This window comes from Vibrio genomosp. F10 str. 9ZD137, assembly GCF_049974785.1.
Lineage (GTDB): Bacteria > Pseudomonadota > Gammaproteobacteria > Enterobacterales > Vibrionaceae > Vibrio.
Genome location: NZ_JBNGCJ010000596.1, coordinates 1 through 4,145 on the forward strand (window position 1 = coordinate 1; position 4,145 = coordinate 4,145).

Genomic DNA, 4,145 nt, shown 5'->3' on the forward strand with positions numbered 1-4,145 from the left:
TAATCAACACCACGCTGATCGGCTATGGCTCGGTTTGCAGCGTCATCTCAATGGGAATGACAAAGAGTACACTGCGCACTGCCAAACTCTAGCTACCGAATTTCAGTTACCCATCACCGCTTGCGGTGGCGTGTTAATGCATACTGCAACAAGGCTTCCTTTACAACACTCACTCACCGCAATTAAACATGGCAGCACACTAGATACTATCGGTGAGCATATCTTAACAAATACAGAAAGAGCGCTGCGTAGTCAGGAAAAGCTGGCTCGAATATTCAAGCCTGAGTGGCTGGCTGAAACGGAACATATTGCTCAACGTTGTCAGTTCGATTTAGCGTCTTTGCGTTATGAATACCCGAGCGAACTCATTCCTAATCAAATGACGCCTATCGGTTATTTACGTCAACTGACCGCGCAAGGCAAACACTTACGATTTCCAAATGGCGTACCTGATTCCATAGTTCAAATCATTGAAAAAGAACTCACGTTAATTGAACAACTCGATTACGCGTTCTTCTTCCTCACCATTCATGACATCGTTATGTTTGCCAAGAGACAAGGCATTCTTTACCAAGGAAGAGGATCCGCCGCCAATTCCGTTGTGTGCTATTGCCTTGAAATTACCTCCGTCGATCCAAGGCAAGTCTCGGTATTGTTTGAACGTTTCATCAGCAAAGAGCGAGCTGAGCCACCAGATATTGATGTGGACTTTGAGCACGAAAGACGCGAAGAAGTGATTCAATATATTTATAAGAAATACGGTCGAGAGCGTGCAGCCTTGGCCGCATCGGTGATCTCTTATCGTTTGAAAAGTGCCATTCGAGACATTGGAAAAACACTCGGTATTAATGACACTCAATTAGATTTTTTCATTAAAAATATTAACCGACGAGATCACCAATTGGGGTGGCAGGCTCAACTTATTGAATTAGGGCTTAAACCCGACTCATTAAAAGGCGAACATTTCATTACGCTCGTCAATGACATCATCGGGTTTCCACGTCACCTCTCTCAGCATGTGGGAGGCTTTGTTATTTCCTCTGGCCCTTTGTACGAGCTTGTCCCTATTGAAAACGCAGCAATGGATCAACGTACGGTGATTCAGTGGGATAAAGATGATTTAGAAAGTCTTGGGCTACTTAAGGTCGATGTGCTCGCGTTGGGTATGCTCACTGCCATTCGTAAGTGTTTTTCACTCATTCAGCAATATCATGGTCAATCGCTCTCTATCGCGGATATTACCCGAAAAGAAGACGATCCCAATGTCTATGGCATGATACAACGCGCCGATACCGTTGGGGTGTTTCAAATTGAATCACGAGCACAAATGAGCATGTTGCCACGGCTTAAACCCAAGTGTTACTACGACCTAGTCATTCAAATAGCAATTGTTCGTCCTGGGCCTATACAGGGCGATATGGTGCATCCATTTTTGAAACGGCGTGACGGTATTGAGCGCACCAGCTACCCATCAGAAGAAGTCAAAGAAGTTCTGTCGCGCACAATGGGGGTCCCTATTTTTCAAGAGCAGGTCATTAAACTCGCGATGGTGGCGGCTGGATTCAGGGGCGGTGAAGCCGATAAACTTCGACGAGCAATGGCCTCATGGAAAAAAAACGGTGAACTGTTCAAGTTTAAAACGAAGCTCATTGATGGGATGCTAGCTCGTGGCTATGAACTCGATTTTGCTGAAAGGATATTCGATCAAATTTGTGGATTTGGTGAATACGGATTCCCAGAAAGTCATTCCGCCTCATTTGCTGTTTTGGCGTATTGCTCGGCTTGGTTGAAATATTACTATCCAGAGGCTTTTTATACGTCGTTGCTCAATAGCTTACCGATGGGCTTTTATACCGCCTCGCAACTGATTCAAGACGCCAAGAGGCACCATATCACCGTATTACCCGTATGCATTAATCATTCAGATTGTGATCACCTTGTGGTGGCTCATTCCTCTGCGTTGGCGATTCGTTTAGGATTACGGCAAATCAAAGGGGTTACGCAAGATGGTATGCAACAATTGATCAAGGCAAGACCACCTCAGGGTTATCAATCCCCATCTCAGCTGCAACACATTGGTATCAATAAACGAGATATAGAGCTATTGGCCTCTGCGAATGCCATGCACTCATTCGCCCATAATCGTTACCAAGCCCGTTGGAGTATGATGGACTCCATTACCGACTTGCCCCTTTTCCAGCACGAGATCGAGACTGAAGACGACAAGATGCAAAACCATCCTATTCAAAACCATCGCCTTGAGACGCCAAGTGATATGCAGACATTAATGGAAGACCTCTCCTCAACCGGTGTCTCTCTCGATCTGCACCCCATCACTCTCCTCGATAATGCGCGTCAGTTAAGCCCGTTCACTCGCATGACAGACCTGATGAACAAAGATCATCAATCCATGGTGACGGTGGTTGGATTGGTCACAGGAAGGCAGTCGCCAGGTACTGCGGCTGGGGTGACGTTTTTCACCCTAGAAGATGATACCGGCAACATCAATGTCGTTGTCTGGAAAGCGACAGCAAGAGCTCAAAAACAAGCCTACTTAACCGCAAAGATATTAATGGTAAAAGGGATATTAGAAAAAGAAGGTAATGTCACGCATGTCATTGCAGGGCGATTAATCGATCTCACCCAGCATTTTGAGCACCTAGATACTCGATCCCGAGACTTTCATTAAACTTGCAAGAAAATTAGGGAAAAGAAATTTACCGGGAGCAATACATTCCCGTTGATTTTCCAACCTTGAACCCGTATCGCCCTTCCTTTAACCCTGAAGCAAATTTCGTAATCGATCTTGAGCCACTTCAACCAAGAGGTCCGGTTGGAATTTAGAAATAAAACGATCACAACCCACTTTTTGTACCATCGCTTCGTTAAAACTGCCACTTAATGATGTATTGAGCGTGATATACAAATCCTTCATTCGAGGGTCGCTTCGTACTTCATGAGTCAGCTTATAGCCATCCATTTCCGGCATTTCCGCATCGGTTATCATCATGAGCAATTCTGAATAGATATCTTTTCCTTCATCACACCACGATTTGAGTAACGTTAACGCTTCGAGGCCATCACTACACTCGATGATGTTGAGCCCAAGTTGAGATAGCGTCCCTTTCACTTGATTACGAGCCGTGGAAGAATCATCGACAATCAACACGTTACGTCCAATCATTTCAGATGCAAGTTCGGTATCTAGCACACCTTCAGAAATAGACACATCATAGTCAATAATCTGAGCGAGCACTTTTTCTACATCAATGATTTCAACGATATGAGACAAATCATCTTCTTTCACATGGGTGATCGCCGTTAAGTAGTTCGCTCTTCCCGCGGTCTTTGGGGGCGGCTGAATTTCTGTCCACGCGGTATTCACAATATTACGTACTTGCCCAACCAAGAACCCTTGAATAGAGCGGTTATACTCGGTAATGATTAAGTTTTGCTCTAGAGACGTATCATGATTCGCAGGGAAACCTATCGCCGCGCGCAGATCAATCACAGGCAGTGATTCCCCGCGTAATGACGCAACCCCGGTAATATGGTGGTGAGAACCAGGCATCTTGGTCAGCACAGGCACTTTAAGCACCTCCCTGACTTTAAAGACATTAATGGCGAAGATCTGTCGGCTATTCAAGCTAAAAAGTAATAGCTCTAGACGATTCTCACCAACCAAATTGGTTCTCTGATCAACGGTATTTAGAACTCCAGACATACATACTCTCAGAATTACTGGTCTATAAATAACATAGCCCATAGTATGGGGCTTAGACAGAAAATAAAACCCATATAACGTCATGTCACATGGGTTTATTATCAATATTGTAGATAAGTCTTGTTAACCTTCAATGACTTTCATTAAAAGTAGGCCATCAAAAAGCGCTTGTTTAATCAGCGCAGCGCCCGGCATCGTTGCTTGTTTATAAAAGCGCGACTCCACCAGCTCTAAATCTTGATGATACACTGGAAGACTCTGCTCTTTGATACACGTTAACACCGCCGGATAGAGCACATCTTTTGCTTGGTTAATAACGCCACCAATCAAGATTTTTTCTGGGTTGAAGAGATTGATCACAATCGCGATTGCGCCACCCAAATAACGACCAAGTTTCTCTAAGATCGGAAGAGAGGTTAAG

Annotated in this window: 3 protein-coding genes; 1 reads left to right on the forward strand and 2 read right to left on the reverse strand. The window is 44.6% G+C overall.

Annotation, left to right across the window (positions count from 1 at the left end):
- Positions 1 to 2,689: error-prone DNA polymerase (locus ACP45E_RS14450; RefSeq protein ID WP_069585165.1), on the forward strand; the 2,689-nt coding region annotated here is incomplete at its 5' end.
- Between the two features lie 87 nt (positions 2,690 to 2,776).
- Here ACP45E_RS14450 and ACP45E_RS14455 read toward each other — a convergent pair.
- Positions 2,777 to 3,724, reverse strand: a complete 948-nt coding sequence (locus ACP45E_RS14455; RefSeq protein WP_017034039.1) for a chemotaxis protein CheV — start codon at positions 3,722 to 3,724, stop codon at positions 2,777 to 2,779.
- Between the two features lie 123 nt (positions 3,725 to 3,847).
- A partial coding sequence (locus ACP45E_RS14460) for an ROK family protein (RefSeq protein ID WP_141707347.1) occupies positions 3,848 to 4,145 on the reverse strand: 298 nt, incomplete at its 5' end.